The sequence below is a fragment of the Alcaligenes sp. EGD-AK7 genome (genome assembly GCF_000465875.3).
GTDB classification, from domain to species: domain Bacteria; phylum Pseudomonadota; class Gammaproteobacteria; order Burkholderiales; family Burkholderiaceae_B; genus Alcaligenes; species Alcaligenes phenolicus.
The window spans coordinates 1-25361 of record NZ_AVOG02000002.1 but is presented as its reverse complement, the minus strand read 5'-3'; the positions used below and the strand labels follow the sequence as shown (position 1 = coordinate 25361).

Sequence of the window (25361 nt, the reverse complement as noted above, 5' to 3'; positions counted from 1 at the left end):
CTTTTGAAAAAGAGTCACACAGGATGTCAGTTGGTAAATGGTCCCCAGGTGGGTTCGCGTACTTTGCCATTCAAAGACGAGAGGGTCTGACGAACGCGACCGTCCACGGATGTCACAGCTAGGACACTGCGGCCCCCCTGAACAGAACTATATAAGATCTGCATCCCATTAGGGGCGAAACTCGGAGACTGATCGTCGGGACCTGTCGTCAGCAGTTGCTCAGCTCCTGATGCCATATCTTGAGTGGCAATTCGGAAAGCACCGTTTCTGCGTGTGACGTATACAAGCCTAGTACCGTCTGCAGAGACCTCCGGTGAAATATTGTAACTCCCGTTGAAGGTAATGCGCTGTGCATCGTCACCACCCAGGCTTACTTTGTAAATGTTGGGAGCACCACCACGATCGCTCACAAATACAAGGGAGTTGCCATCGGGCATAAAACTCGGTTCAGTATCGATCAAGGGAGAACGCATCACGCGGCGCAATCCGGAGCCGTCCGTATTTAGCGTGTAAATCTGCGAAATACCGTCTCTGGAGAGCACAACAGCGACCTGATTGCCGTTGGGAGCCCATGCGGGACTACTGTTATTACCCTTGAAATTAGCTAACGGTTCGCGGTGACCGGTGGCCAAAGTTTGCACATATACAACAGGTTTGTCGTTTTCGAAGCTCACATAAGCCAGCTTTTTACCGTCAGGAGACCAGGCTGGGGAGATGATTGAGTGTCGAGAACGCAACATTACTTGCGGATTTTGCCCGTCCGCGTCAGCAATTTGTAACTCGTAGTTGTTGCCTGTTTGCAACACGTAGGCCAGTCGAGTCGAAAAAACACCGCGCACGCCGGTAATTTTTTCATAAATCCGGTCTGCAATCTGGTGGGAAATACGGCGCAGTTCTTTTTCACTGCCCGCAAAAGCCACCCCATCCAGTTGTGTTTGACGGACCGAATCCACCAGGCGATAGCTGATGGAATATTGGCCGCCGGTCTGGGCAACCGAACCATAGGCCAGGTAATCGGCACCGCGATTGCGCCATTCGTCGTAGGCAATCGTGCTTTCTGCATTCAGACCAGCACCAGTGGCATTGATCAATTGGAATTGACCCGAACGGGTCAGGTCGGCACGGATAACTTCAGCTAGCGATTGGCTGGCTGGGTTGTCAGCAAAATCGGCGATCGCGATGGGGTACTGGGTAGCACCCACACCCGATATATCGACCCGCAGTTGGGCCTGGGCCGGTTGGCTGGCGAACATGCCAGCGGCCAGGGCAAACGCTCCAGTGGCCGTGGCGCGCCAATGACGACCTAAGGTCGCCAGGGCTGGGGTAGCGGCGGTCATTATGCAATCTCCTGATTAATCGAACATGCGGTATTCGCCATCAATATACGATGGATACTGCCCGCTAGGCGGTTTGGGGAAAGGGCTGCAACGGGCAAGACCCTTGGATACGGCATCATCGAACTGCGCGATGCCGGACGATCGTTTGATTTGAACGCGGTTAGGCGTGCCATCGGCATTCAGGTCCACGCGGTACTGCAGTGCAGGGTTGCCACGTACTTCAGAGCGGGCAGGGGTGCTGTAGACCACGCCAGGCTGCACGCAAGCGCGCACCTTGGCGGCATAGCCACCATCACCACCACCGCCACCGGCCTGGTTGCGGTCTGCTGTACCACCGGCACGTCCGGGGGCACCTTCACGCATGGCTCGGCGGAATGCTTCTTCTTTGGCCTTGCGCTCGGCATCGGCACGGGCTTTGGCGGCGGCCTCGGCACGGGCTTTACGTTCCGCGTCTGCTTTGGCTTTAGCTTCGGCATCCGCCTTGGCTTTGGCTTCTGCATCGGCTTTAGCCTTGCGTTCGGCATCGGCCTTGGCTTTCGCGTCGGCTTCTGCTTTAGCCTTGCGCTCTGCTTCTGCCTTGGCTTTTGCTTCAGCTTCAGCTTTTTCCTTGCGTTCCTGTTCCTGCTTTTCCTTTTGTTCGCGTTCGCGACGTTCAGCGGCTAGCTTGTCCTGACGCTGTTTTTCCTTGCGTTCCTGTTCCAGCTTTTCTTCACGCTCTTTTTTCTCGCGTTCCTTGCGAGCCTGCTCCAGGGCGATCTCGGGATCAACCTCAGGTTCAGCAGGAGGGGTGACCTTTTCAGGCTCTGGAGGCGGCTTGGGAGCCGGAGGAGGTTCAGGTTTGGGCTCGGGCTTGGGTTCTGGCTCTGGAGCCGGCTCAGGCTCAGGCTGCGGCTCGGGTTCGGCCTCGGGGGCTTCGGGATCAGCATTGATGGCCGCATCGGGTGCGACACCGTCCATCCACAATTCGACCTGCACCGCATTGGGTGTCTTGGGTGCAGAAAAAAGGGCTCCCGCCAAAATGGCGAGCAGCAACAGCCCGTGCAGACCCAGGGCGATGAGCAAGCCGCGCCGATCTTCCTTTTGCTCAGGCGAGCGCAGCGCCTGATTGCGGGTATTGCGTGTTCTGTGCTTCATTCAGTTCAGGTTTTTCGCGCCGGACGGCGAGCACGCTATCCGGCCAGAGGTTATTTGCGAGCGTCAGGATCGCTGTTGCGATCGACGATCAGACCCAGGCGGTTGATGCCATTGGAGCGCAGTTCATCCATCAAGCCCATGACGGTCTCGTAGGGAACCTTGCCATCGGCGGCAATGACAACCGGGCTGTCGGCCTGCATACGCGAGCGCACTTCATTGAGCAGTGTGGACTTTTCGATGTTCATGAACTCGGAGCCCGCATCGCGCAAGCGAATGGCCAGTTTGCCGTCCTTATCAACCTGGATTTCCACCGGCTTGGCAGGCACTTCGGAGGCTTGGCCTACTGAAGGCAATTCCACCAGTCCGGGGGTAATCATGGGAGCGGTGACCATGAAGATCACCAGCAGCACCAGCATCACGTCGATATAAGGGACGACGTTGATTTCATTTTTCATGCGCCGGCCGTGACGGCCGGTGCTTCCACGCATCGATGGCATCAGTTCACCTGCCGCTGCAAGATGTTCAGGAATTCGTCGATAAAGCTGTCAAAGCGGATCGAGATACGATCGAGCTCGTTGGTAAAGCGGTTGTAGGCAACCACGGCAGGGATAGCGGCAAACAGACCGATAGCTGTGGCGATCAGGGCTTCGGCAATACCGGGAGCCACCGAGGCCAGTGTGGCCTGCTGCATGCCGGACAAACCGATAAAGGCGTGCATGATCCCCCAGACAGTACCCAGCAGCCCGATGTAAGGGCTGACCGAACCGGCAGAGGCCAGGAAGTTCAGGTGTGTTTCCAGTGTGTCCATTTCGCGCTGGTAGCTGGCGCGCATGGCACGGCGTGGACCGTCCAGCAGGGCTGGGCCCGAGCTTTGGCTGCGACGGGCCTTGATGAATTCGGTCATGCCGGCTTCAAAAATACGGGCCAGTGCACCGTGTTCGGCACGACGCGAGGAAATGGATTGCTGAAGCACGGCCAGATCGCCACCTGCCCAGAAGTCGTCCTCAAAGCGGCGGGTCTGTTCCAGCGTGCGTTTAAGTGCAGCCCGTTTACTGAAAATATAGGCCCACGAGAGAATCGATATTCCCAACAGAATCAGCATGACGAGCTGAACGGGAATACTGGCATCGAGAAGTAGCGAAATCAGCGACAGGTCGCTAGTAGCTTGCATGGTCAGTCCTGAACCTTTTCCAAGAGGGTACGTAAATCAGAGTCCAGCTTGCTTGGACGAAGCGTGTTGGCGTCAACGCAAACAATTTGGATGGTGCTTTGGCATAACAGTTCCCCACCTCGCAGGGCACCTTGTTCGAAATGGATGGTAGCCGAACCCAGCTGGGTAATGCGGCTGCGCACCGAGATCAAATCATCGAGCCGGGCAGGTTTGAGATATTGTATTTCAACCTTCTTGACTACGAACAGGCGTTGATTCTGCTCGGCCACATCGGATTGGTTTACGCCCAGGTTCCTGAGCCATTCTGTGCGCGCACGCTCAAAGAATTTCAGGTAGTTGGCGTAATATACGATCCCCCCAGCGTCGGTGTCTTCGTAATATACGCGAATATCAAGCCGAGCCTGGGTGTCCCACTTGTCATTAAGCATGTCGTTCGTAAAAGAGTTTATGTTGACGGGCAGGGCATGGCGCACGGCCAGCCCTGCTTGGAGTCCTTACAGCGTGGCCAAACGCTCCAGGCTGACCTGGGCAATCTGGTCCACCGGCACGTTGGTGCTGCTGGCATCACGGCGTGCCTGCATTTCAACCAGGCCTTCTTTCAGGCCGCGCTCGCCAATGGTAATGCGCAGTGGCACACCAATCAGCTCCCAGTCGGCAAACATGATGCCGGGGCGGGCGTCGCGGTCGTCCAGAATGACATCCACACCTTGCTCTTTGAGCTGGGTGTACAGATCAGTAGCAGTCTGACGCACAGCATCGCTTTTGGTAAAGCCGATCGGGCAGATCACCACTTCGAAAGGAGCCAGCGCACGAGGCCAGATCATGCCGCGTTCGTCGTGGTTTTGTTCAATGGCAGCGGCGGCAATACGGCTGACGCCAATGCCATAACAACCCATTTGCATGACAGCCGGTTTACCATCAGTTTCCAAAAAGGTGGCGTTCAGCTTTTTGGAGTAGACATCGCCCAGGAAGAAAACGTGACCCACTTCAATGCCGCGCTGGATGGCCAGCTTGCCGCCTTCGGGGGCAGGGTCGCCGTGAACCACGTTGCGCAGGTCTGCCTTGATGGGCTCGGGCAGGTCACGGCCCCAGTTCACGCCGGTGTAGTGGAAGCCTTCTTCGTTGGCGCCGCACACAAAGTCGCTCATGTTCGCTACGGTCAGGTCGGCAATCACCTGCACAGGCTGACGGGTGCCGATCGGACCCAGGTAACCGGGCTTGCAGCCAAAGGTGGCCACAATTTCCTCTTCCGTGGCCAGACGGTGGCCTTTTTCAAAGCCGGCCAGCTTGGAAACCTTGATGTCGTTGACTTCATGGTCGCCACGAACCAGCAGCAGGTGGACGGTGCTCTTGGTCTTGCCGTCTTCTTCGAGGTCCGTTGCCAGCACAACCGACTTGACGGTTTGGCTCAGGTCACATCCCAGGAATTGGGCCACCAGTTCACACTTGGGGGCATCAGGCGTGGCGGTCTTGACCAGGGCTTGGCCAGGAGCGGCACGCTCGGCCAGCAGGCAAGGGGCGGGAGCCAGCTCGATATTGGCAGCGTAGTCGGTGTCAGGGTTGTACACCAGCAAGTCTTCGCCGGTATCGGCAATCACCTGGAATTCATGGCTGCGCGAACCGCCAATGGAACCGGTATCAGCGGCCACGGCACGGAAGTTCAAGCCCAGGCGCCCAAAGATGCGCATGTAGGCGTCGTACATATTGTCGTAGCTGGCTTGGGCGTCTTCGGCATTGCGGTCGAAGGAGTAAGCATCCTTCATGGTGAACTCGCGGCCACGCATCAAGCCAAAGCGGGGACGGCGCTCGTCACGGAATTTGGTTTGAATGTGGTAGAAGTTGATGGGCAACTGGCGCCAACTGTGGATTTCGTTGCGGGCAATGTCCGTGATCACTTCTTCGGAGGTAGGCTGCAGCACGAAGTCGCGCTGGTGGCGATCCTTGATTCGCAGCAGTTCGTCACCATATTTTTCCCAACGGCCCGACTCTACCCAGAGTTCGGCAGGCTGGACGACTGGCATCAGCAGCTCAATGGCGCCGGAGCGGTCCATTTCCTGACGGATGATGTTTTCAATCTTGCGCAGCACGCGCAGGCCCATCGGCATATAGGTATAGATACCGCCGGCGGCTTTACGGATCATGCCGGCGCGCGTCATGAGCTGGTGGCTGGCAACTTCGGCCTCGGTAGGCGCTTCTTTCAGGGTATTAATGTGATACTGGCTAGCATGCATGGTAGGGAACTCGTCAGGTACGTATAATCAGATCTAATTGTATTGAATTCGTTAGAGGTGGCCTATGTTAGATCGTGAAGGCTACCGTCCTAATGTCGGAATTATCCTCGTTAATCGCAAGAACGAGGTTTTTTGGGGCAAGCGTATTCGGGAACATGCCTGGCAGTTCCCGCAAGGCGGTATTAAATACGGTGAAACACCCGTACAAGCGATGTACCGCGAACTGCATGAAGAAGTGGGCTTGCTGCCTGAGCATATCCGTATATTAGGCCGGACGCGAGATTGGCTTCGCTACAACGTGCCCAATCATTTTGTACGTCGGGAGGCGCGTGGCCATTACAAGGGCCAGAAACAAATCTGGTTCCTGTTGCGGCTGGTAGGGCGAGACAGTGATGTCTGCCTGCGTTCCTCGTCGACGCCGGAGTTTGATGCATGGCGCTGGAGTCAATATTGGGTGCCACTTGATTCAGTGATTGAGTTCAAGCGGGAAGTCTATCAGCAAGCGCTGAACGAGCTGTCGGATATTTTGTTCCGACGACGGCAGGAAAATCGTTATTTACGTCAGCGCCTGCAAAGCGCAGTTGATGCCGATACCTTAGATAGCAGGGATCATGCGCATATTATTGGTTGAAGATGAGCGGGAAATGGCCGCATGGCTGGAGCGGGCCTTGGCGCAAAGTGGTTTTTTGCCCGATCCCGCTCATGACGCCCGCTCGGCAGAAGTATTGTTGGCGGCCCATGAGTATGATGCGGTCGTGATGGATTTGCGCCTGCCCGACAAACACGGGCTGGTGCTTTTGCGCGAGATGCGCGAACGCGGCGATCACACTCCTGTGCTGATTCTGACCGCTCAAGGCGCCTTGCAGGATCGCGTTCGTGGTCTGAATCTGGGTGCCGATGATTTCCTGACCAAACCCTTTGCCCTGGAAGAGCTGGAAGCTCGTCTGGCGGCACTGGTACGGCGTAGCCGTGGCCGGGTGGCTCCAGTGGTCAGCTGTGGCTCTTTGGAATACAACCCTGAGAGCCGGGCATTCCTGCTGGACAATGCCATTGTGCATTTGACGCCGCGTGAACATGCGGCCTTGCTGGTTCTGATCAGCCGCTCTGGCATGCCTGTAGAAAAGTCTCAGCTATTTGCCCGAGTATTCGAGCACGATAGCGATGCCAGCCCTGATGCCATCGAGGTTGTCCTGCATCGCTTGCGCAAGAAACTGGCCAATAGCGATGTGCACATCGTGACGGTGCGTGGTCTGGGCTACATGCTGGAAGTGCTTGAGGCGGAATCCGGCGTTTCATGACGGCCCCTTCTCCACCCCCCGCCAATGCCTGGCAAGGCAGTTTGCGCTTTTGGCTGCTGGTACTGCTGATACCGGGGGTGGTGGCTTTACTGCTTTACGACAGCTGGGAAGACTACCTGGCCATGAACGCGGTCACGGAAAATGTCTACGACAGCGCCTTGCTGGAACCGGCCAAAGTGCTCGAGACCAGCGTGGAGTTCAATACTGACGGCAGTTTGCGTATTGATCCGCCTTTTTATGCGCAGGTCATGCTGGAATCCCGACCGGGTAATCGCAAGTATTTCCGTGTCGAAGAAATCACCCCTTTGGTCCGTAATCTGGGCGGTGTTGATGCCAATCAGTTAAAAGGGCGCACCTTGCTGGGGATGGAAGGGCTGCCGCGTCCTTCCAATCTGGCCGACCATGAAGGCGTGCCGGTTTTCTACGATTCATATTTCCGCAATGACACCGTGCGCATGGTGGCCTTGTGGCGCGATCTGCACTACAAAGGCCAGCACAGGCAGGTTCTGGTCATGGTGGGCGAAAGCCTGGATTTGCGGTTGCGCACCCAGCAAGAAGCCTGGCGCGAAGGTATTTTCCGCAATTTGCGTATGTTGCTGCTGGCTGTGGCGTTGGTGTGGTTTGCCGTAGCGTGGGCCTTGCGCCCCCTGCAGGCCTTGCGACAGGAAGTGCGTAACCGTAGCGTGGACGACTTGCAGCCTTTGGACGAGCGTGATGTTCCTCGTGAAGTAGTGCCTTTGGTGCGTTCGGTCAATCACCATATTGAGTTGTATCGTTCCGTGCTGGATCGGCAGGCCCAGTTTCTGGCCGACGCCTCGCATCAATTACGCACCCCTTTGGCGATCATTCATACCCAGGCCCAATACGCTCGCCGTGAACCGGATATCGAGCGTGTCCGTGAGTCCCTGGGGGCGATCATCAAGCAATTGGGGCAGGCGACTCGCCTGACCGAGCAGTTGTTGGCTCTGGCTCATGCCAGCCATACCACCACCATGAGCCAGGGGCAGGTTGACCTGGCCAGTCTGGGGCGTGAGGTGGTGCTGCAATATCTGCCTTTGGCCCGTGAGCATCGTCAGGATCTGGGTTGGATCGGGCCAGGAGAAGAGGGCGAGCAGGCACCTTTGTGGGTGTATGCCAGCGATGCCGAGATCCATGAGTCCGTTTCCAACCTGATTCACAACGCCATCAATCACGCTGGTAGTGGCAGTGCAATTACGGTTTCTGCCGGGCATGACGACAAGCTGGCCTGGATCAGCGTTACCGACAACGGCATGGGCTTGGCCGCCAGTTTGCGTGAAAGCGTATTTGTACGTTTTGACCGGGGCGGCCCGGCACGCAAGGGTGGACGGGGTTCTGGCTCCGGGCTGGGTCTGGCCATTGCGCTGGCTTACGCCGAGCGCAATGGCGGCACGATTGTGCTGACCGATGGGGAGCCCAACGATATGGGCGGCTACGGTTTGAAGGCGACGCTACGCTTGCCTTTGCTGCAGCCCGAAGCGCCTAAACCAGAAAACACGTGAATTAAGCCGCGTCGTTTGGACGGGCCAGCAGATTGAACAGGGTAGAAATATCCCAATCGCGATGGCCCTGCTGGGCAATCTTCGCAAACTGCTCCTGAATCAAGCGAGTTGCGGGAAGCTGGGCCCCATTACGCTGTGCCTCCCGCTGCACCAAATCCAGGTCCTTCAACATCCAGTTCACGGTAAAGCCGGGCTGAAAGTCTCTGGCCAGCATTGTGGGGCCTTTAGTTTCCATTTGCCAGCTGCGCGCCGCACCCTTGGTCAATACAGACAGGGCCTGCTCCATATCCAGTCCGGCCCGTTCACCAAAAGCCATGGCTTCGGCCAGACCTTGCAAGAGTCCGACAACGGCAATCTGGTTCACCATCTTGCACAGCTGCCCGGACCCCAAGGGCCCCATCAGGGTGCAGGCCTGGGCGTAGCTCATCATCAGCGGGCGGGCGCGTTCCATATCCTCAGCTTGCCCACCACACATAATGCTGAGCATGCCTTTCTGGGCACCCGCCTGTCCGCCAGAAATGGGGGCGTCGATAAATGCAACTTCTTGCTTGGCCGCCTGTGCTCCCAGTTCCTGGGCCACTTCGGCGGAGGCAGTGGTGTGGTCGATAAACAGGCTCCCTGCCCTCATGCCTGCCAGCACACCGTTCGGCCCCTGAAAAATCGAGCGCAAGTCATCATCATTGCCCACACAGGCCATGACAATGTCTGCTTGGGCAGCGGCCAGGGCCGGTGTAGCGGCCCATTCCTGTTTGAACTCCTCACTCCATTGTTCCGCCTTGGCCGGGTTGCGGTTGTACACCGTGACTTGATGCCCTGCCTGGGCCAGATGTCCTGCCATGGGATAGCCCATCACCCCCAGACCAATGAACGCCACTTTTTGCGGGCTGGCGGGTTCATAGTGTTTAGGCTGAATGGATGGGGTCATGGCGCGGGTCTCCTGGAAAATAATCTGTTCGATCGTACAGCTTAGCGCAGCTTTATCGGCTTGATCTTTGCCTGCCCGAATAAGCGGCAAAACGTTTTAGGCTTGACGGCGTCAGGCCCCTCATGTTCTAAACCAAACATAGATCTGTAATAAATGGAATTTGCCTGTCTGGATTATGATGGGCGCACATAATTTCCTGGCTAATTAACTGGAACTTGAATCCTATGACCACTTTTGATCGTCGTCGTTTCTTGAAGCTGGCAGGTGCCACCGGACTGGCGTCTATGAGTACCTCTTTGCCATGGGCGGCGTGGGCGGCAGACGCAGCCGTACTGGAAAAAGCAAAGGCTCAAGGCCAGGCTGTTTTCTACGCCAACATCACGGCGGTAGAGCCCATCATGAAGGCCTTGCAACAAGCGCAAGGCATTGAAGGCAAATACACCCGTATTTCCAGCTCCAAGTTCATCCCCACCATCCTGACCGAGTTCAATGCCGGCAAGTTGATGGCGGACGTGGTTCAGGCTCCCTTGCCCATGCTGCAACTGCTCAAAGAGCAGGGCGTGCTGATTCCCCATCAGTCCGAAGCCGTGCAGGGCTACCCCGAGTGGGCCATTCAAGACGATTCGATTATTCAATTTGGCATCGAATATGTGTCTTATATCTATAATACGGACCACCTCAAGGCCGAGGATGCGCCACAACGCTACGAAGATCTGGCCGATCCCAAGTGGAAAGACAAGATTGTGATGGCCAACCCTTCCAACCACCCCTCCACCATTGGCTGGCTGATTGGTTTGAAGGAAAAGGTCTTTAGCAGTGAAGAGCAGTGGCTGGACTTCCTGAAAGGCCTGGCTGCCAACAAGCCCATGTTCGTGGCCTCGTTTGGCCCAACTCCGGCTCCTATTGAAAGTGGCGAGAAGTTGATTGCCATTTCCATGCCCAAGTACATCGTGACCAAGTCGCCTGCGCCATTGGCCTGGGGCCCCATGTCGGATCAGCCCTTGCTGGGCTCCCCACGTGCCATCGCCCTGACCAAGAATGCACCGCATCCTGATGCTGCTCGCGTGTTCCTGGACTACTGGCTGGGTAATGAAGCCATGGGCATTCTGGCCAACAAGGTTGGCGAATACGTCCTGGCTCCAGGGGTACACCCTCCGGTTGCGGGGATCGATAAAGCCAAGGTCGAGCCTATTCGCGACCTGAGCGACGAAGAACTGGTCCGTTGGGGCCGCGAATTCAGCCGTATCTTCGCCGTCCGTTAATCGGGACGACAAGAACGACAGGTTCGTCTAGAACGGGGCGCCTTGGCGCCTCGCCTTATTTTTATTGAAAACATTTACTCATTATGCAAATTGAAATTACCGGCCTAAGCAAGACCTATGTCTCAGAGGGCAAAACCTTCAAGGCTTTGGACAATATCAACCTGACGATTCCCGCTAATGAGTTTTTCACACTGTTAGGGCCCAGCGGCTGCGGCAAAACCACGCTGCTGCGGTGCATTGTTGGTCTGGAAACCCCAGACGAGGGTGAAATCCGCATTGGGGACGAGATCGTCTGGTCCAGCGCCAAGAATATTGCTGTGCCGGTGGAAAAGCGCGGTTTGGGCATGGTGTTTCAGACATACGCCATCTGGCCGCACATGACGGTGTTCGACAATATCGCTTACCCCTTGCAAGTGCGCGGCGAGCGCAAAGAGGTGATTCGTGAAAAAGTCGCGAACATCCTGAAGTTTGTGCAGCTGGAAGGGGTGGATCAGCGTTCCGCAACGCGTCTGTCCGGTGGTCAGCAGCAGCGTGTGGCATTGGCCCGAGCCCTGGTGGCCGAGCCTAAAGTCATTTTGTTTGATGAGCCGCTCAGTAACCTGGATGCCAAGCTGCGTGAAGAAACCCGTAAAGAACTGCGCGAATTTCTGAGCCGTCTGGACATTACCGCTGTGTACGTGACGCATGATCGCGTCGAGGCATTGGCCTTGTCCAACTCCATCGCTGTGATGCGTGGTGGCAAGATTCTGGAAATTGGTACGCCAGAAAAAATTTACTTTGATGCCGATCACCGCTTTGTGGCCGACTTTATTGGTCGTGCCAACCAGATCAGCGCCAAAGTGCTGGAGCAGCGTGCAGACTCCACCATTGTGGAATGCGAACTGGGCCAACTGCATTGCAAGAAGCGTGACCTGCCCGTGGGCACCGAAGTTACCTTGTGCATTCGCCCAGAATTTATTCGTGTCAGCAGCCAGGCCAATGAAGTGGGGCAGAACCTGTTCCACGGTCAGGTCCAGGCCCTGGAGTTCGTCGGTGAGTCCTACGAGGCCGAGGTCAAAGTGGGTAAAGAGCAGCTTCTGGTGTGTATTGATCCAGACGTGAAGGTGAAAGAGGGCGATACCGTACGCTTTAACCTGCACCCTGAACACTGCATGCTGTTGTCGGCATAAGGGCGGGGCATCATGAATCACACACGCAGACCACTTAGCTGGTCGCTTATTCTGATCGTCGGCTTTCTGACGCTGTGCCCGGTCCTGATGTTGCTGCTGGGCAGCTTCTCGCAGGGCCTGACGGCTTTTGGTTCCTTTACCACGGCTAAATACGTAGCCGCCTACACCGATCCCTTCTTGCTGGAAGTCACCTTCAATACGGTGGTTTTCGTGCTGGGCTCGTCCCTGTTCTCTACTGCGCTGGCTGTTTTCCTGGCCTACCTGAATACGCGTACGAACATGCCCATGAAAGGGGTGTTCACGGTGCTGTCCATCGTCCCCATGATGATTCCGCACTTGCTGTTCTCGGTGAGCTGGGCATTGTTGCTGAACCCGTCCAACGGCCTGATCAATATGTTCTTGCAGGATACATTGGGCCTGCAGGAAGCGCCGCTGAACATCTACTCCCTGTGGGGCATGATTCTGGTTGAAGGCTTGTTGAACATGCCTGTGGCCTACCTGATCATTGCGCCTGCCATGGCCTCTTTTGACGTTTCCATGGAGGAGTCCTCCCGTGTATTCGGGGGCGGTCTGTGGCGTACCTTGACGCGGGTTACCCTGCCGATTCTGCGTCCAGCCATCATGGCGGCTTTCATTCTGGCGATTGTGCGGGCCTTGGCTTCCTACGCCGTGCCACGTGTTCTGGGTACCCCAGGTCGTGTGGATGTGCTGGCCACTTATCTGTTCGAGATGATCTCTACCGGCTTCGCTCCAGATTACGGAAAAGCGGCGGCGCTGGGCATGAGTGTGCTGTCGGCCTCCATTGCCCTGATCGTTCTGTATCGCTACATGACGAAAGAAAGCAGCAAGTATGTGACGATCTCCAGCCGTGGTTTCAAACCCACTCAGCTGGAATTGCGTCGCGCGAAAATCCCCTTGTTCATCATTGTGGGCATTATCAGCTTGCTGATGGTGGTGCTGCCTGTGGCCGTGTTGCTGTATACCTCCATGATTCCGTACTCCATGGTGCCTAGTGCTCGCGCCTTCTCCTTGATGAGTTGGGCGAACTGGATTGATGTCATTCAAGATCCGATCTCCAAAGTGGCCATGAAGAACAGTTTGTTCCTGGCTGTGGTCGGAGCCAGTCTGGGTGTATTGCTATCGCTGTTTGTGGCCTATGTGGTGGTCAAGTTACGAACGCGGGCGGCGGCGCTGCTGGATACCTTGAGCTTCCTTTCCTTTTCCTTCCCGGGGATTGTGATCGGTATCGGCTTTATGTGGTTCTTTGTGCAAACGCCTTTGTATGCCACGCTGACCGCCTTGCTGCTGGCCTATATCGCCGCTTATCTGCCTTACGGTATCCGACCCTTGTCGGCCGCTTTTGTGCAGGTCCATGCCCACCTGGAGGAGTCCTCGGCCGTTGCCGGGGCCAGTTCCTGGACCACCATGCGCCGCATCATTATTCCTTTGCTGATTCCTGGTGTGGTGTCGGCCTGGATCTTGATGGCAACCATGTTCATTCGTGAGCTGACGGTGTCGGTGGTGCTGTCCCGTCCCGGTACGGAAGTGCTGGCGGTACAGGTGCTGGGTTATGCCGAAGATGGTTTGTGGGGCAAGCTCTCGGCGCTGGGGATCATCATGATTCTGATCTCTACCGTGCTCGTGCTGCTAGCCATGTATATCGGTAACTTTTACAAGCGCCGCCAAGGCACGATGTAAGTTGGACTGATCTCAAGGGCCTGAATTCCGCAAGGGATTCAGGCCCTTGTTGTTTTTGCTGAGAGCAGACCGTATCTTGTTGCCTGGCTGGCTATTCGCTTGTTCATGCGCACAAGGGGCTGGCTGTTTTTTGTTTATCCATTAGTAGAAAGCTATGACGCATAAATGCAAAGTGCTGGTCGTCGGTGGTGGCGTGATGGGGGCGTCGGTCGCCTGGCATCTGACTCAAGCGGGTGCCGCAGTCACTTTGATCGATCAGGGTGCGGGTAGTGTGCCCAGCGCAACCGCAGCCTCTTTTGGATGGGTAGGAGCCAGCGCCAGTACACCTTCTGATGACACTGACGCCTTTGCCTTGCGTCTACACGCTCTGGAAGAGTACACGCGTCTGAAGCAGACCTTGGGGGCATTGCCTGTGACCGTGCGTGGAGCCTTGTTCTGGGGGGAAACGACGGACGAGACAGCCGCCTTGATTGCCGAGCATCTGGCAGCCGGCTCCAGGGTTGAAAGCCTGTCAGCCGCGCAAGTGCGTCAGAAAGAACCGTCGTTGGCAGCCGTACCGGATTTGGCAATGTGGGCGCCCGATGATTTCGCCTTGGAGCCAGTAGATCTGGCACGTTGTTTTATTCAAGCGGCACAAGCGAATGGCGCCACGGTTCTGTCCGGTACGGTACAGCGTGTGTTGTCGGCAGGAGGGCGAGTGAACGGTATAGAAGTGCAAGGGCAAGTCATCGTGGCCGACAAGGTGGTGCTGGCCAATGCTTATGGTGCCTTGGTTTTGGCAGCCAGTGCAGGGGTAGCCTTGCCTATAGAGCAACAGCCCGCCGTGTTACTGCGCCTGGATGCTGATAGAAATCGGGTCCGGCATTTACTCTGTGCTCAGGATCTGGAGGTGCGACCGGGCAAAGAAAGAGGGTTGATGTCGGCGTTGGATTATCCCTTGGAAGGCGAGGCAGGTTTGCAGCGTCTGGCCGAGCAAACCTGTCAGTCCATTGCTCAGTTGCTGCAACTGCCTTCTGTCCCGCGCATCTTGTCGATAGAGGTCGGGCAGCGCCCCATGACTAGTAACAATCAGCCATTGTGTGGGCCTATTGGGACTGTAGATGGTTTGTTCGCCGTCGTGGCTCACCCCGGTGTCATTCTGGCTCCCTTGTTGGGAAGCTTGTGTACGCAGGCAGTTCTGGCTGCCTGAGGTTTGTTTCCTGACGTAGGGCTGTGCGCTCTTTCAAAGATTTGGCTGTCTTGAAAGCAGGCAGCGAAACCAGCTAATAAAGAAAAAGGCCCGATTTCGTGGAGAGACGAAATCAGGCCTTCTTGTTGACTGCGCCGGTTTGAATGCTCCCTTTCAGCGGGAGCGTTCAAACCAGAGAACGGACGGTGTCTTAGTCCTCTTCGACGAAGGTTTCTTCGCGTTTCTTTTTCACCGAAGGAAGGGCTACAACCACAACCAGGAAGGCAGCCAGGACCAGCAGCGACAGGGACAGAGGACGTGTCACAAAGGTGGTGTAATCACCGCGGGACAGTAGCAGGGCACGACGGAAGTTTTCTTCCATCATTGGTCCCAGGACCAGACCCAGCAACAGCGGAGCTCCTTCACAACGCAGCTTGGACCAGACGTAGCCCACCAAACCGAAGGCGGCGGTGACCAGAATGTCAAACACGTTGTAGTTCAGCGAGTACACACCCACCGTGCAGAACACCAGAATGGCGGGGAACAGCAGGCGGTAGGGCACTTTAAGCAGTTTCACCCACAGTCCTACCAATGGCAGGTTCAGGATGACCAGCATCAGGTTACCAATCCACATGGAGGCGATCAGCCCCCAGAACAGTTCGGGGTGGCTGGTCATCACTTGTGGACCAGGCTGAATGTTGTGGATGGTCATGGCGCCAATCATCAGCGCGGTCACAGCGTTACCGGGGATACCCAGGGTCAGCAGCGGGATGAAGGAGGTTTGAGCGGCAGCGTTGTTGGCAGACTCGGGACCGGCCAGACCAGCAGGGTGACCTTTACCAAAGCGTTCCGGGTTCTTGGAGATTTTCTTCTCCAATGTGTAAGACGCAAAGGAGGACAGCACCGCGCCACCACCGGGCAAGATACCCAGGCAAGAACCCATGGCGGTACCACGCACGACAGCAGGCCAGGACTCCTTGAACTCTTGCTTGTTGGGGTACAGCGACCCGACCTTGCCAGTGATCTCCACGCGTTGATCGCCCAGCTCCAGGTTGTTCATGATTTCGGAGAAACCAAACACACCCATTGCCACCACGGCGAAGTCGATACCGTCTTGCAGTTCTGGAATACCGAAGTCGTAACGGGCAACACCGGAGTTCACGTCGGTACCGACCATACCCAGCAGCAGACCCAGCAAGATCATGCAGATAGCTTTGGGCAGGGAGCCCGAAGCCAGCACCACAGCACCGACCAGGCCCAAGACCATTAATGAGAAATACTCCGCAGGTCCAAACTTGAAGGCGACTTCAGCCAAGGGCGGAGCAAAAGCGGCCAGCAGCACGGTGGCCACACAACCGGCAAAGAAAGAACCCAGAGCAGCAATCGCCAGGGCAGCACCGGCCCGGCCATTACGGGCCATCTGGTGTCCGTCCAGCACGGTGACTACGGCCGAAGTTTCCCCCGGCAGGGCAACCAGAATGGCGGTTGTAGACCCACCATATTGGGCGCCATAGTAAATACCGGCCAGCATGATCAGACCAGCAACGGGAGGCAGCACATACGTAATGGGCAGCAGCATGGCAATGGTTGGTACAGGGCCAATGCCTGGCAACACGCCAATCAAGGTGCCCAGTATGCAACCGAGCAAAGCGTAGGCCAGGTTCTCGGGCGTGATCGCCACCGAGAAACCCAGCATCAGGTTGTCAAATAATTCCATATTCGTTCACCCCCTAATCAGGCCAGAAAACTTGGCCACAGGGGGAACACCAGCCCCAGGCCCTTGATGAATGCCAACCAGACGAACAGCACCAAAAAGACGGCTGCGCCCAGTGCAACAGGCCAGCTAAATTCATGGCTGGCAAAGCTGCTGATCAGTACAAGCAGGAAAATGGAGATGTAAACACCCAGCGAGTTCAGTGTCAGACCGCAAAGCACGACCGCGCCGATGATAACGAAGAGCACTTTCCAGTTAAACTTCTCTACCTCAGTGCTTTCTGCTTTGGCAGACATCGAGCCCAAAGTGACGACCGCCCCTAACAAGCTCAGGCATACACCAAGCCAGAAGGGGAAGTAGCCGGGCCCCATGCGGGCGGCTGTTCCCATCGAGTAGCTGGTGGCCCCGAGCGCGAAAGCGGCGCCCACGACCACGAACATGACCCCGGACCAGAAGTCCTGTTTATTTTTAATTTGCATAAGGTGGATTCTCCTTGTCTGCCTTGCGCATTGGTTTTCCTTTTTCCTGTGTCAGCTTCTTTATAGTGGAGCGGGCTCCATACTCTGCGTGTGCCGACTGCATTGAACAGAGGTGACGCATGGTAATGGAGCACTTGAAGACTGGAAACCCTGAGATGACCCTAGTTTTTAAGGGTTTTCCCGGTAATTCTGAAAATTTAGGGTTTTTTGGGAGCGTGTTCGTAGGTGGATGGCAGGCTTTGAAAGAAGTTTGAAAGGTAATGGAAAGATGGGTGAAAGGTTATCATTAGTATGAAATTCCTCTACCCAGTAACGCTAGCAATGGTTTACGATAAGGCCCATGTTGCAAGATCTCGACTTTCTCGCTGACCGTATCGGTCAACTGGTAGAGCAATCTCGTCAGCTCAACGCTGAACGCGCTCAATTATTAGCTCGTCTGAAAACTCAGGATGCCGAGCTGGACGCCTTGCGCCAGCAAAATCGTCGTCAACAAGATGAGTTCGAGTCCCTGTCCACCGGTGTTGCTTCGCATCAGCGTCAACTGGATATGGTGCAGCAACAAGCGCAGGCTGATCAGGCAGAACTGAAAAAGCTGCTTGAACAGGAACAGGCCCAGGTAGTTGCCTTGCGTCGCGAGTTGGACAGCGCACGCGCGGGTATGGGTGTGTTGCGTGATGTAGCAGGACAGGCTCGCGACCAGATCGGTTCGATCCTGATGCGTTTACCCGGTGCCGTACAGGAGTAAGTCATGGAACGAGTCGATATTTCCCTGTTGGGCCGCGATTACTCTCTGGCATGCCCTCCTTCCGAAAAAGCGCGCTTGCTGGAAGCTGTCAAACTGGTAGACCAGCGCATGCAGTCTATCAAGGGTTCGGGCCGTGTCTCTGGCAACGAACGTATCGCCGTCATGGCCGCCATTCAGATCGCCAGCGAGTTTTTATCCGCTAAAGCACCTGATGGTCCTCTAGCTAATGTTGCTTTTGGCGATTTCAAGCGTAAAATTGAAGACATGCACGCAATGATTGACGAGGTCATCGAACCTTCGGGTACCGCGCGCTAAACCAAATTTGAAAGCAGTCCCTTGTTGTCCCTCGCGGACTGCTTCATCCCAGTAAGTCCCTGCCGTGTTCGTGACACGACCATACATTCCTTGAACCAATGCTTTTGGCATACAGGTTGTTGGATTAGCCAGTAGGAGCGATCGTCCTCGTCGACGAACCCGAAGCTGGCTTGATGACAGCCGATCTTGGACCCTCGGTTCCAGGATGCCGGTCTTGACGGCAATGGTGGGGCACCTGCAAAAAAAGCCCGTCCAGATCTGGACGGGCTTTTTTCTTTTCTGCTGTTTTGTTTATTTCTGACTGCCAGGCGCAACGTCTCGTTTGCTGGCATACGCAAACAGAGCCAGGCCAGCGACAATCATGGGCAAGGACAACCACTGCCCCATCGACAAGCCTGCGCTGAGCAGACCCAGGTAGCCGTCGGGCTCGCGGGTGTATTCCACCATGAAGCGGAAGAAACCATAGCCGATCAGGAACAGGGCACTGGTTTGACCGACGGCGCGTGGACGACGCGTGAACCACCACAGCAAGATAAACAGGGCAATGCCCTCCAGGGCCATCTCATACAACTGCGAAGGATGGCGAGGGGTTGCGTCCACTTGCGGAAATACCATGGCCCAGGGCACATCACTGGGGCGACCCCATAGTTCGCCGTTAATGAAATTACCCAGGCGGCCCACGGCCAGCCCCAAGGGAATCAGGGGAGCCAGAAAATCGCTGACTTCCAGAAAACGCCGTTGACGGTTTCGAGCAAACAGCGCAATTGTCACCAGCACACCGATCAGACCACCATGAAAGGACATGCCACCTTGCCAGACATACAGAATCTCCAGCGGGTGCGACAAGTAGTAAGAGGGTTGATAGAACAGGGTGTAGCCCAGACGCCCACCTGCCACCACGCCCAGGACGCAGTAAAAGATCAGGTCTTCCAGGTCCTTGCGGGTCAGCAAGTCATAGCCCGCACGGATACGCGCTGTGCCAGCCAGCCAAACCAGGCCAAAGCCCACTAAATACATCAAGCCATACCAATGAATGGCAAGGGGTCCAAGTTGTATGGCGACGGGATCAAACTGCGGGTGAATTAACATGCGTGCCCATTACAGAGATGAATATCAGATAATAGCGTGACTGCGAGCCCAGACCAGGGCTGGGTAAATTGTAAGGGAAGGATCATGCTGCATTCAGTCTCTTGGGCCAGACGTTTACCATTAGTAGTTTTTTGTGGATTGATGATCTTTAATCCGGTGGCAAAGGCTGATACGGTAGCGCTGATGGATATCGTGCAGGCGCAGTGCTTGTCCTGTCATCAAATTGATCGTAAACGGGTCGGGCCCCCTTTTCGGGAGATCGCCCAACGCTATGCGTCAGGTCCGGCGCAGGAAACTCAGGCGTACTTGCAGCGACAAATTCAACAGGGTAGTCGGGGGAACTGGGGAGCTATTCCCATGCCCGCTCAAAACCGGATCAGCGCCGAGCAAGCACAAGCTATTGCAGCCTGGTTGCTGAGTCTAGCCAATTCGTCAACAAAGGAGAATTCATGAAGGAAACAGCCATATTAGGTGGCGGATGTTTTTGGTGCACTGAAGGGATTTTCAAAGCCTTGCGAGGTGTGCAGTCTGTGGTGCCCGGATATTGTGGCGGCCATGTAGAGCATCCCACCTATGAGCAGGTTTGCGGCAAGCAGACCGGCCATATTGAAGTGGTCAAAGTGGAATTCGACCCTTCCGTCATTTCCTATCGGGATTTGCTGGAGGTATTTTTCCTGACCCATGACCCTACCACGCCGGATCGTCAGGGCGCTGACCAGGGACCACAGTATGCGTCGGCAATTTTTTGTCAAAATGAAGAACAGCGCCGCCAGGCCTTTGAGGTCATCGAAGAAATCAAATCGCAGTTTGATGCACCGATCGTGACCCATGTGCTCGACAGTTCCACTTTCTGGGAGGCCGAGGACTATCACCACGATTATTTTGCATTGAACCCCGAGCAAGCGTACTGCCAGATGGTCATTGCGCCCAAGCTCAAGAAGTTCTACCAGCGTTTTCAGGATCTGCTGGTAAAAAGCTAAGCATCCTGAGGATGCGAGGCAGAAGCAAGGTAGCGTCTGTACAGGGCGCTACCTGGTAATGTCAGACGGGCCATCAGGCCAATAATCAACAAGGTCAGAACAAGTCGGCCGACCAGGGCCACCCAGATGTTGGCACCCAGAGCCAGAATAAGAATGGTGTCTTCAATCAGGGAGTGGCTCAGTGACAGCCAGGACAAGGCCAGCAAGCGTGTTCTGGGACTGTAGTTCTGCTGGCGGGACTCATCAATAATCAAGGCACCGCCGTAGCTCAAGCCAAGCAATACGCCAATCGTGGTGGTGGGGGCGACTCGTTCTTCCAAGCCTGAAAAGCGGAGCAAGGGAAGCAGGAGTCGAGTCAGCAATCGGGTGAAGCCGATTTTCTCCAGGACTGACAGGATCAGGAGCAGGCCAAGAATAATCAGCCAGGTCATGAATAGCGAGCTGGCCGTTCCCCACAACCAGTCTACCCAGCCTTGCCAACCGCCTTGTGTGGCATTGGATTGCCCATAAAGCCAGGCAAGGGACACGGGTTCCTGTAACAGCCCGGCGCTATTCAAACCCCAGGCCAGCAGGCCACCGTAAAGCAGGGCGCAGACAATCCGCAGCGTGGCGGTAAACCAGAAGCTGGCTCCGGCCCGACGCACAATGGCCTGTTCCATAGGCATATTGTGTGCAAACAGCATCATGGTGCCCAAGACGCTGATTTGAGCCACGTTGAAACTCAAGCTGTCGCCCAAGGCCGCCATTGATCCTATGCCAGCGTAAATACCGGCCAGAGCAGTGGTTGCCCAGACAATACCGGCTTCGGCTGGCAGGCCAACCAGTGCCATGATCGGGCCTATCAGTTTACCGACTTGCTCGATCAGACCCAACTGCGCGGCAATACGCACCGCAATCATGATGGGGAGCATGATGCGCGCAACGGTATAAAACATGCGCAGGCTGCGGCTAAAGGTGGTGCGAAGGAAGGTCAGCATGACAACAGAGGGTTGGGAAATCTGATTGATGCTAGCACGGCTCTGTGCTTGCTTTGTCGTGCTCTGGCGCTTGTGTGGGGGCGGGCAATGCAGGCTGTCGGTTTGTCACTACAAGCGGATGCGCTTTCCTTCACCCAAAAGAAAACCCCTGAGGGTGAAACCCGATGCAGCCAAGTAAGGCTGCCTGGTTTTCTCCCATCAGGGGTGTTACAGGCCGGGTAGGCCCTGGCTTATCGACCCGAGCAGTGGCCACCGCTAGCAGCTTGTCCACTGCCCCAGGCAATGGGGGCGGGCTCGGGACGGTAGGGATAGTCTTGCAGGCTGTCCATGACAACTAGCAAGACAACGACCAGCCAGAAAGTACTGGTAATAAGGCGGAAAGTAGTTTTGCTCATGCTTGCACGACTCAAGGATTAACGCGGCGACGAATGCGCACGCCTATGATGGACCCGGCAAAGGCCAGTGCAAACCAGACCCAGCCATGGATGCTGGCCGAGGCAATGCCTCCCAGGAATGCGCCCACATTACATCCAAAGGCCATACGGGCACTGTAGCCCATCACCAGGCCCGCAATTGCACCTACCCACAAAGTGCGGGCATTGGGGGATTTGAAATTGGCAGGATGATTCCAGCGTGAGGCTGCCATGGCGCCCAAAATCAAACCAAAGTTGGTGACCGAAGTAACGTCAGCCAGGACGGGTTCAGCCAGACGTTGTGCATGTGGAGCCACGCCCCAGAACGCGTCGCCAACTGGGGACCAGCCCAGAGCCGAGAATACTTTTGCGCCCCACAAGCCAATACCATAGACGATGCCCCAGGGTTGGCCTGCGACGATCATGTGAATGGCATACAGCACGGCCAGCAGCAAAGCGCCCATCCACCAGCGCATTTCCCATTTGGCAGGTGGGCTGTTTTGCTCTTTCCGATGGCGACGTGCACCTCGGCCGACGAACCAGGATACGGCGGCGCAGCCTAGTACGGTAATCAACAAGGCAGTGGGCCAGCCCAAGGACACAGTCAGGTCGATAGCGGGTAGGCCGCCCAGGGCAATCCAGCCGGGCTGGTGCGATGCGCCTAGAAAGCTACCAATGGCAAAGGTAGGCAGAACTGCAAAGGAAATCGGTGCGCCTGCGCCTGCTTTATAGAGAGTGCCGGAACCGCAGCCATCGGCCAGTTGCATGGCAGCGCCAAACAGAAAGGCACCCAATACCAGGCTGATGGTCAATGGGGCAATCGCGCCAACCAGCTCACCGCCACTATCGGCGATCAAGGGTAGGGTGAAGGCAGCGGCCAATACCAGCAGGAGCATTTGTGCCCAGATACCTTGAGGGTCACGGCGCTCGATATAGTTACGCCATCCGGTCGTGAAACCGAAACGGGCTCCTTGCAGGACGGCACCAAAGCCAATCCCCAGCAGGGTGAGCAGGCCTTGGCGCAGTCCACCTACCAGAGCGACCCCAACAATCAGGGCCAGGCTGGCCAGGATAAAGCCCAGTCTAGTCAGATAAAGCATGATCGATTTCTTTAGTTAATGGCGCGTTTGGCATCGAGTTTCAGAACTTCGAAACGGGAGGGCTGGTTATCCATAGGCAAGTTGCTGCGGCTCCATTCCACGACGGACTCGGGGTAGAGCTTCACGTTAGGGTTGCCGGCCAGTTCGGACAGGACAAACCAGTTCGTGGCAGCCCAGTGGCCGGTATTGCAGAACGAAACGGTGGGTTTGTCGTCCAGGCCTTGTTCTTTGACGATCTTGACGAGTTCTCCGGTGTCTTTCAGGACAGGTTTGTCGCTACGGAAAAAGCTGTTGAAGTCCAGCTCGCGTGCGCCGGGCAGGGTGCCGTAGCGGGCGGCGGCGTCAACGCGCTTTTCGCCTTTGAAGAATTCGGTTGGGCGAGCGTCCAGCAGGACGGGAGCCTGACCGTTCTTGATGTAGTCAGCGACTTCTTGTGTGCTGACCACCATGTCTTTGTTGTAGTGGTAGCTGAATTCGGTGGGGGTGACAGTGGGGGTGTCTTTGCTCAGGGCTTTGCCTTCGGCTTCCCAGGCTTGCAGGCCGCCGTCCAGAATGGATAGCTGGGTCAGGCCGCCAGCTTTCAGTGTCCAGTACACGCGTGCTGCTGCGCCGAAGTCCGTGGGGTTGGCGCCCGCGTAGGTGACGACAACGTAGCTGTCCTTGGAAATGCCGGCTTTGCTGAACAGGGCAGACAGCTCGGCTTCGGAGCGCAGGGCACCGGCGTTCTCGGCTGGGCCGCGGTAGGCACCATATGGAGTGTGGACGGCACCTGGTACATGGCCTGCTGCATATTCTTTGTCTGTGCGGATATCCAGAATGCGCAGATTGTTTTGATCCAGCTTGGTGGCCAGGTCGCCAGCCGAGATCAATGCGGCTGGTTTGGCTGCCGTGTCGGGTGTGCTTGGCTCTGCGGAAGCAGTCGGTGCCAGGACCGCGCTGAATGCAAATGCCAAGGAGATGAGGATTGGTTTGATCATTATTACTCTCTTGAGTAAGCAGAGGCCTGCTTAGAGGATTAAGTGCATAAGGAATGGTAATGAACGTGGCTACAGAAAATAACAATGAATTGGGGATTAGCTTATTGCTTGGGGGCGTAAGGAGGGGAGGATCTCTATATATAGAGTAGATAGGAGGGGGAGCTGTGTTTGTGCCCAGCCTTGGGTGAGCTTGTGTCTCTGTAGTTGCTTTCTGCAGGCGTGTCTTTGTCCTCTATATTGAGAGAGCGTGCCGGTCTAGAGGACGTTCTATCGGTGAAGAAAGCTGGGTTTTTTCTACTAGAGAGGATGTGTTGAGATGATTGGTGTTCTCATGAGTGCAGACTTAGAGACTTAGAGACTTAGAGACTTAGAGACTTAGAGACTTAGAGACTCGGAGAATCTAAGACCTAAGCAAAGAGACTGAGAACCAAAGGGCTATTGAAGGTCAGTGAGGATAGAGGGTGGGGGGATTGGATTACTTCTTGGGGAGGCTCACCACCCAACTATATATAGAGGGTTGAGTCGCAACAATGAATGGCCCTTCTATATAGAGAGGGCGCTCATTGTTTCAACCGCTCTACGTAGGTCGCCACTCGAGGCCCCGGGACCGGGTGTTGGGGCGGACTACTTGCCGGCGCAATGCGCCGGTCCCCTGGTCGCAGTCATGATCGGGGCGCAGTCTGAACTCGCCCAGTGATTGGTCCCCCGGACCAATCACAAACTTTGGGCTCAAACAGCAGACTGCTTGTATCCCCGATCATGACTGCGACTGCGGCAAGTACTCTGACTCGCCCCAACACCCGGTCCCGGGGCCCCGAGCGGCTAGCAGCCCTGCATAATGCTCGATCTTGGAGGCCATTCAACTCGCTATCTATATAGAGACACTGTTGATTGGAGGCATAGGGCCGATGCAGTGTTCGTGTGGTCGTTTTTTTGTCCGTTATCTATCCAGCAAGCAAGCAAGCAAGCAAGCAAGCAAGCAAGCAAGCAAGCAAGCAAGCAAGCAAGCAAGCAAGCAAGCAAGCAAGCAAGCAAGCAAGCAAGCAAGCAAGCAAGCAAGCAAGCAAGCAAGCAAGCAAGCACAAGGGCTGATGACTGGTGTGGGTGATGAGTTTCGCTGTCTCTATATAGAGAAAGGGCTATTAGGCGGCAGGAGAATATCTAGCCAATTTTCACGAGAAAAACAGCGGTTTGGTCTGGAAGATGCGGTTGAGGATGGGCTGGCCGCTACCAGGGGAAAAGACTGAAGTTAAGCTAAAAAATATTTTTATAGTTATTCTTCATAGTTATCAATGAGCTAAGGGTTTTTTTGGGGGTTTCTCTCCTGAAATACCTAGGAAAATCCCATAGAACGCTTGCAAAGCGGAAAATCCTCGTGCTATAGTTCTTTTCTCGCTGCAGCACACACAGGGTTTTCCCTGAAGCGCTACAGAGAGCAGTTAGACAAGTTTCACCGCCTTGGCCAAGAGGCCCGCACCGAAGCTTGAATGACTGGTCAGGAAACTGACAGGGTGTAAAACCCGGAGCTTGACAAATCAGAAAATTCTGTGTTAAAGTTCTAGGTTCTGCTCCAGAGAACGCAACGTTAAGTTTTTAAGCGGTTTTGCAGGTTGAAACGGTTTTGAAAATTTACCCTTGTTTGTGAAGTTGGATGGTTAG

General features: G+C 55.7%; 26 protein-coding genes and 1 other RNA gene. 13 read left to right on the top strand and 14 right to left on the bottom strand.

Annotated elements, in window-relative coordinates:
- Positions 1-26: 26 nt before the first annotated feature.
- The 6 genes from tolB to N879_RS06185 all read right to left on the bottom strand — a co-directional run bounded on the left by tolB (position 27) and on the right by N879_RS06185 (position 5873).
- On the bottom strand, positions 27-1337 hold the full coding sequence (gene tolB, locus N879_RS06210; RefSeq protein ID WP_009454880.1) for a Tol-Pal system beta propeller repeat protein TolB: 1311 nt from the start codon (positions 1335-1337) through the stop codon (positions 27-29).
- Between the two features lie 15 nt (positions 1338-1352).
- Complete coding sequence (gene tolA / locus N879_RS06205; protein ID WP_022983210.1) at positions 1353-2471, bottom strand: cell envelope integrity protein TolA; 1119 nt, start codon at positions 2469-2471, stop codon at positions 1353-1355.
- A gap of 50 nt (positions 2472-2521) precedes the next feature.
- Complete coding sequence (gene tolR / locus N879_RS06200; protein WP_009454886.1) at positions 2522-2968, bottom strand: protein TolR; 447 nt, start codon at positions 2966-2968, stop codon at positions 2522-2524.
- Positions 2968-3642, bottom strand: a complete 675-nt coding sequence (gene tolQ, locus N879_RS06195; RefSeq protein WP_009454887.1) for a protein TolQ — start codon at positions 3640-3642, stop codon at positions 2968-2970. Before tolQ ends, tolR begins: the two co-directional genes overlap by 1 nt.
- A gap of 2 nt (positions 3643-3644) precedes the next feature.
- A complete protein-coding gene (gene ybgC / locus N879_RS06190; protein WP_003805592.1) occupies positions 3645-4070 on the bottom strand; it encodes a tol-pal system-associated acyl-CoA thioesterase in 426 nt (141 codons plus the stop codon).
- 66 nt (positions 4071-4136) lie between these two features.
- A complete protein-coding gene (locus tag N879_RS06185) occupies positions 4137-5873 on the bottom strand; it encodes a proline--tRNA ligase (protein WP_009454889.1) in 1737 nt (578 codons plus the stop codon).
- 64 nt (positions 5874-5937) lie between these two features.
- Between N879_RS06185 and N879_RS06180 the strand changes: the two genes are divergently transcribed.
- The 3 genes from N879_RS06180 to N879_RS06170 are packed head-to-tail and all read left to right on the top strand — an operon-like array spanning position 5938 to position 8691.
- On the top strand, positions 5938-6504 hold the full coding sequence (locus N879_RS06180) for an RNA pyrophosphohydrolase (protein WP_009454891.1): 567 nt from the start codon (positions 5938-5940) through the stop codon (positions 6502-6504).
- Positions 6485-7171 carry a response regulator gene (locus N879_RS06175; protein ID WP_022983208.1) on the top strand — a complete coding sequence of 229 codons (687 nt, stop codon included), beginning with the start codon at positions 6485-6487 and terminating at the stop codon, positions 7169-7171. Before N879_RS06180 ends, N879_RS06175 begins: the two co-directional genes overlap by 20 nt.
- Entirely contained in the window at positions 7168-8691 is a 1524-nt protein-coding gene (locus N879_RS06170; RefSeq protein ID WP_009454892.1) for a sensor histidine kinase, read from the top strand. The genes N879_RS06175 and N879_RS06170 overlap by 4 nt, the downstream gene beginning before the upstream one ends.
- A gap of 1 nt (position 8692) precedes the next feature.
- Here the strand turns inward: N879_RS06170 and N879_RS06165 are convergent, their stop codons facing one another.
- Positions 8693-9616 (bottom strand): NAD(P)-dependent oxidoreductase, encoded by a 924-nt coding sequence (locus tag N879_RS06165; protein WP_022983207.1) that lies wholly within the window; start codon positions 9614-9616, stop codon positions 8693-8695.
- A gap of 224 nt (positions 9617-9840) precedes the next feature.
- Between N879_RS06165 and N879_RS06160 the strand changes: the two genes are divergently transcribed.
- The 4 genes from N879_RS06160 (at position 9841) to N879_RS06145 (ending at position 14934) form a co-directional block, all read left to right on the top strand.
- Entirely contained in the window at positions 9841-10878 is a 1038-nt protein-coding gene (locus tag N879_RS06160; RefSeq protein WP_009454900.1) for an ABC transporter substrate-binding protein, read from the top strand.
- A gap of 83 nt (positions 10879-10961) precedes the next feature.
- Positions 10962-12047, top strand: coding sequence for an ABC transporter ATP-binding protein (locus N879_RS06155; protein WP_022983206.1), 1086 nt, complete (start codon positions 10962-10964; stop codon positions 12045-12047).
- Between the two features lie 12 nt (positions 12048-12059).
- Positions 12060-13745 carry an ABC transporter permease gene (locus tag N879_RS06150; RefSeq protein WP_022983205.1) on the top strand — a complete coding sequence of 562 codons (1686 nt, stop codon included), beginning with the start codon at positions 12060-12062 and terminating at the stop codon, positions 13743-13745.
- A gap of 154 nt (positions 13746-13899) precedes the next feature.
- Complete coding sequence (locus N879_RS06145) at positions 13900-14934, top strand: NAD(P)/FAD-dependent oxidoreductase (protein WP_009454902.1); 1035 nt, start codon at positions 13900-13902, stop codon at positions 14932-14934.
- Between the two features lie 190 nt (positions 14935-15124).
- On the opposite strand, the gene N879_RS06140 is transcribed toward N879_RS06145, so the two are convergent.
- Both N879_RS06140 and N879_RS06135 read right to left on the bottom strand, forming a co-directional pair.
- Positions 15125-16630: a tripartite tricarboxylate transporter permease gene (locus tag N879_RS06140; RefSeq protein ID WP_022983204.1), complete on the bottom strand. Its 1506-nt coding sequence runs from the start codon at positions 16628-16630 to the stop codon at positions 15125-15127.
- Between the two features lie 17 nt (positions 16631-16647).
- Positions 16648-17106 (bottom strand): tripartite tricarboxylate transporter TctB family protein, encoded by a 459-nt coding sequence (locus N879_RS06135; RefSeq protein WP_009454910.1) that lies wholly within the window; start codon positions 17104-17106, stop codon positions 16648-16650.
- A 340-nt stretch (positions 17107-17446) separates the two neighbouring features.
- On the opposite strand from N879_RS06135, the gene N879_RS06130 reads away from it, so the two are divergent.
- The 3 genes from N879_RS06130 (at position 17447) to ssrS (ending at position 18403) form a co-directional block, all read left to right on the top strand.
- Complete coding sequence (locus tag N879_RS06130; RefSeq protein WP_009454912.1) at positions 17447-17851, top strand: hypothetical protein; 405 nt, start codon at positions 17447-17449, stop codon at positions 17849-17851.
- Positions 17852-17854: 3 nt separating this feature from the next.
- Positions 17855-18166, top strand: coding sequence for a cell division protein ZapA (locus N879_RS06125; protein WP_009454914.1), 312 nt, complete (start codon positions 17855-17857; stop codon positions 18164-18166).
- A 53-nt stretch (positions 18167-18219) separates the two neighbouring features.
- A non-coding RNA gene (ssrS, locus tag N879_RS20020) (6S RNA) lies at positions 18220-18403 on the top strand.
- A gap of 54 nt (positions 18404-18457) precedes the next feature.
- Here the strand turns inward: ssrS and lgt are convergent.
- Complete coding sequence (gene lgt / locus N879_RS06120) at positions 18458-19255, bottom strand: prolipoprotein diacylglyceryl transferase (RefSeq protein WP_026485505.1); 798 nt, start codon at positions 19253-19255, stop codon at positions 18458-18460.
- Positions 19256-19339: 84 nt separating this feature from the next.
- Between lgt and N879_RS06115 the strand changes: the two genes are divergently transcribed.
- Both N879_RS06115 and msrA read left to right on the top strand, forming a co-directional pair.
- A complete protein-coding gene (locus N879_RS06115) occupies positions 19340-19708 on the top strand; it encodes a c-type cytochrome (RefSeq protein WP_035275678.1) in 369 nt (122 codons plus the stop codon).
- The gene (gene msrA, locus N879_RS06110; protein ID WP_009454920.1) at positions 19705-20235 is read left to right on the top strand and encodes a peptide-methionine (S)-S-oxide reductase MsrA; all 531 of its coding nucleotides are present in this window, start codon (positions 19705-19707) and stop codon (positions 20233-20235) included. The genes N879_RS06115 and msrA overlap by 4 nt, the downstream gene beginning before the upstream one ends.
- Here the strand turns inward: msrA and N879_RS06105 are convergent.
- From N879_RS06105 to N879_RS06095, 4 genes are all read right to left on the bottom strand, one after another.
- Positions 20232-21212 carry a hypothetical protein gene (locus N879_RS06105; protein ID WP_009454922.1) on the bottom strand — a complete coding sequence of 327 codons (981 nt, stop codon included), beginning with the start codon at positions 21210-21212 and terminating at the stop codon, positions 20232-20234. The genes msrA and N879_RS06105 overlap by 4 nt on opposite strands.
- Positions 21213-21442: 230 nt before the next feature.
- Positions 21443-21607 carry a hypothetical protein gene (locus N879_RS20640; RefSeq protein ID WP_009454924.1) on the bottom strand — a complete coding sequence of 55 codons (165 nt, stop codon included), beginning with the start codon at positions 21605-21607 and terminating at the stop codon, positions 21443-21445.
- Between the two features lie 11 nt (positions 21608-21618).
- Positions 21619-22725 (bottom strand): YeeE/YedE family protein, encoded by a 1107-nt coding sequence (locus tag N879_RS06100; RefSeq protein WP_009454926.1) that lies wholly within the window; start codon positions 22723-22725, stop codon positions 21619-21621.
- Positions 22726-22736: 11 nt separating this feature from the next.
- Complete coding sequence (locus N879_RS06095; protein WP_009454928.1) at positions 22737-23702, bottom strand: sulfurtransferase; 966 nt, start codon at positions 23700-23702, stop codon at positions 22737-22739.
- A gap of 848 nt (positions 23703-24550) precedes the next feature.
- Between N879_RS06095 and N879_RS20635 the strand changes: the two genes are divergently transcribed.
- On the top strand, positions 24551-24949 hold the full coding sequence (locus N879_RS20635; RefSeq protein ID WP_041202868.1) for a hypothetical protein: 399 nt from the start codon (positions 24551-24553) through the stop codon (positions 24947-24949).
- Positions 24950-25361: the final 412 nt, after the last annotated feature.

What these genes read in the sequence shown, in the direction of transcription:
- tolR (WP_009454886.1), bottom strand. Translation starts at nt 2,968, where the DNA reads ATGCCATCGATGCGTGGAAGCACCGGCCGTCACGGCCGGCGCATGAAA.
- N879_RS06145 (WP_009454902.1), top strand. Translation starts at nt 13,900, where the DNA reads ATGACGCATAAATGCAAAGTGCTGGTCGTCGGTGGTGGCGTGATGGGG.
- N879_RS06105 (WP_009454922.1), bottom strand. Translation starts at nt 21,212, where the DNA reads ATGCTGACCTTCCTTCGCACCACCTTTAGCCGCAGCCTGCGCATGTTT.
- N879_RS06160 (WP_009454900.1), top strand. Translation starts at nt 9,841, where the DNA reads ATGACCACTTTTGATCGTCGTCGTTTCTTGAAGCTGGCAGGTGCCACC.
- N879_RS06125 (WP_009454914.1), top strand. Translation starts at nt 17,855, where the DNA reads ATGGAACGAGTCGATATTTCCCTGTTGGGCCGCGATTACTCTCTGGCA.
- N879_RS06180 (WP_009454891.1), top strand. Translation starts at nt 5,938, where the DNA reads ATGTTAGATCGTGAAGGCTACCGTCCTAATGTCGGAATTATCCTCGTT.
- tolQ (WP_009454887.1), bottom strand. Translation starts at nt 3,642, where the DNA reads ATGCAAGCTACTAGCGACCTGTCGCTGATTTCGCTACTTCTCGATGCC.
- N879_RS06140 (WP_022983204.1), bottom strand. Translation starts at nt 16,630, where the DNA reads ATGGAATTATTTGACAACCTGATGCTGGGTTTCTCGGTGGCGATCACG.
- tolB (WP_009454880.1), bottom strand. Translation starts at nt 1,337, where the DNA reads ATGACCGCCGCTACCCCAGCCCTGGCGACCTTAGGTCGTCATTGGCGC.
- N879_RS06100 (WP_009454926.1), bottom strand. Translation starts at nt 22,725, where the DNA reads ATGCTTTATCTGACTAGACTGGGCTTTATCCTGGCCAGCCTGGCCCTG.
- N879_RS06165 (WP_022983207.1), bottom strand. Translation starts at nt 9,616, where the DNA reads ATGACCCCATCCATTCAGCCTAAACACTATGAACCCGCCAGCCCGCAA.
- lgt (WP_026485505.1), bottom strand. Translation starts at nt 19,255, where the DNA reads ATGTTAATTCACCCGCAGTTTGATCCCGTCGCCATACAACTTGGACCC.
- N879_RS20640 (WP_009454924.1), bottom strand. Translation starts at nt 21,607, where the DNA reads ATGAGCAAAACTACTTTCCGCCTTATTACCAGTACTTTCTGGCTGGTC.
- N879_RS06175 (WP_022983208.1), top strand. Translation starts at nt 6,485, where the DNA reads ATGCGCATATTATTGGTTGAAGATGAGCGGGAAATGGCCGCATGGCTG.
- N879_RS06150 (WP_022983205.1), top strand. Translation starts at nt 12,060, where the DNA reads ATGAATCACACACGCAGACCACTTAGCTGGTCGCTTATTCTGATCGTC.
- N879_RS06095 (WP_009454928.1), bottom strand. Translation starts at nt 23,702, where the DNA reads ATGATCAAACCAATCCTCATCTCCTTGGCATTTGCATTCAGCGCGGTC.
- N879_RS06130 (WP_009454912.1), top strand. Translation starts at nt 17,447, where the DNA reads ATGTTGCAAGATCTCGACTTTCTCGCTGACCGTATCGGTCAACTGGTA.
- msrA (WP_009454920.1), top strand. Translation starts at nt 19,705, where the DNA reads ATGAAGGAAACAGCCATATTAGGTGGCGGATGTTTTTGGTGCACTGAA.
- N879_RS06170 (WP_009454892.1), top strand. Translation starts at nt 7,168, where the DNA reads ATGACGGCCCCTTCTCCACCCCCCGCCAATGCCTGGCAAGGCAGTTTG.
- N879_RS06155 (WP_022983206.1), top strand. Translation starts at nt 10,962, where the DNA reads ATGCAAATTGAAATTACCGGCCTAAGCAAGACCTATGTCTCAGAGGGC.
- ybgC (WP_003805592.1), bottom strand. Translation starts at nt 4,070, where the DNA reads ATGCTTAATGACAAGTGGGACACCCAGGCTCGGCTTGATATTCGCGTA.
- N879_RS06185 (WP_009454889.1), bottom strand. Translation starts at nt 5,873, where the DNA reads ATGCATGCTAGCCAGTATCACATTAATACCCTGAAAGAAGCGCCTACC.
- tolA (WP_022983210.1), bottom strand. Translation starts at nt 2,471, where the DNA reads ATGAAGCACAGAACACGCAATACCCGCAATCAGGCGCTGCGCTCGCCT.
- N879_RS06115 (WP_035275678.1), top strand. Translation starts at nt 19,340, where the DNA reads ATGCTGCATTCAGTCTCTTGGGCCAGACGTTTACCATTAGTAGTTTTT.
- N879_RS06135 (WP_009454910.1), bottom strand. Translation starts at nt 17,106, where the DNA reads ATGCAAATTAAAAATAAACAGGACTTCTGGTCCGGGGTCATGTTCGTG.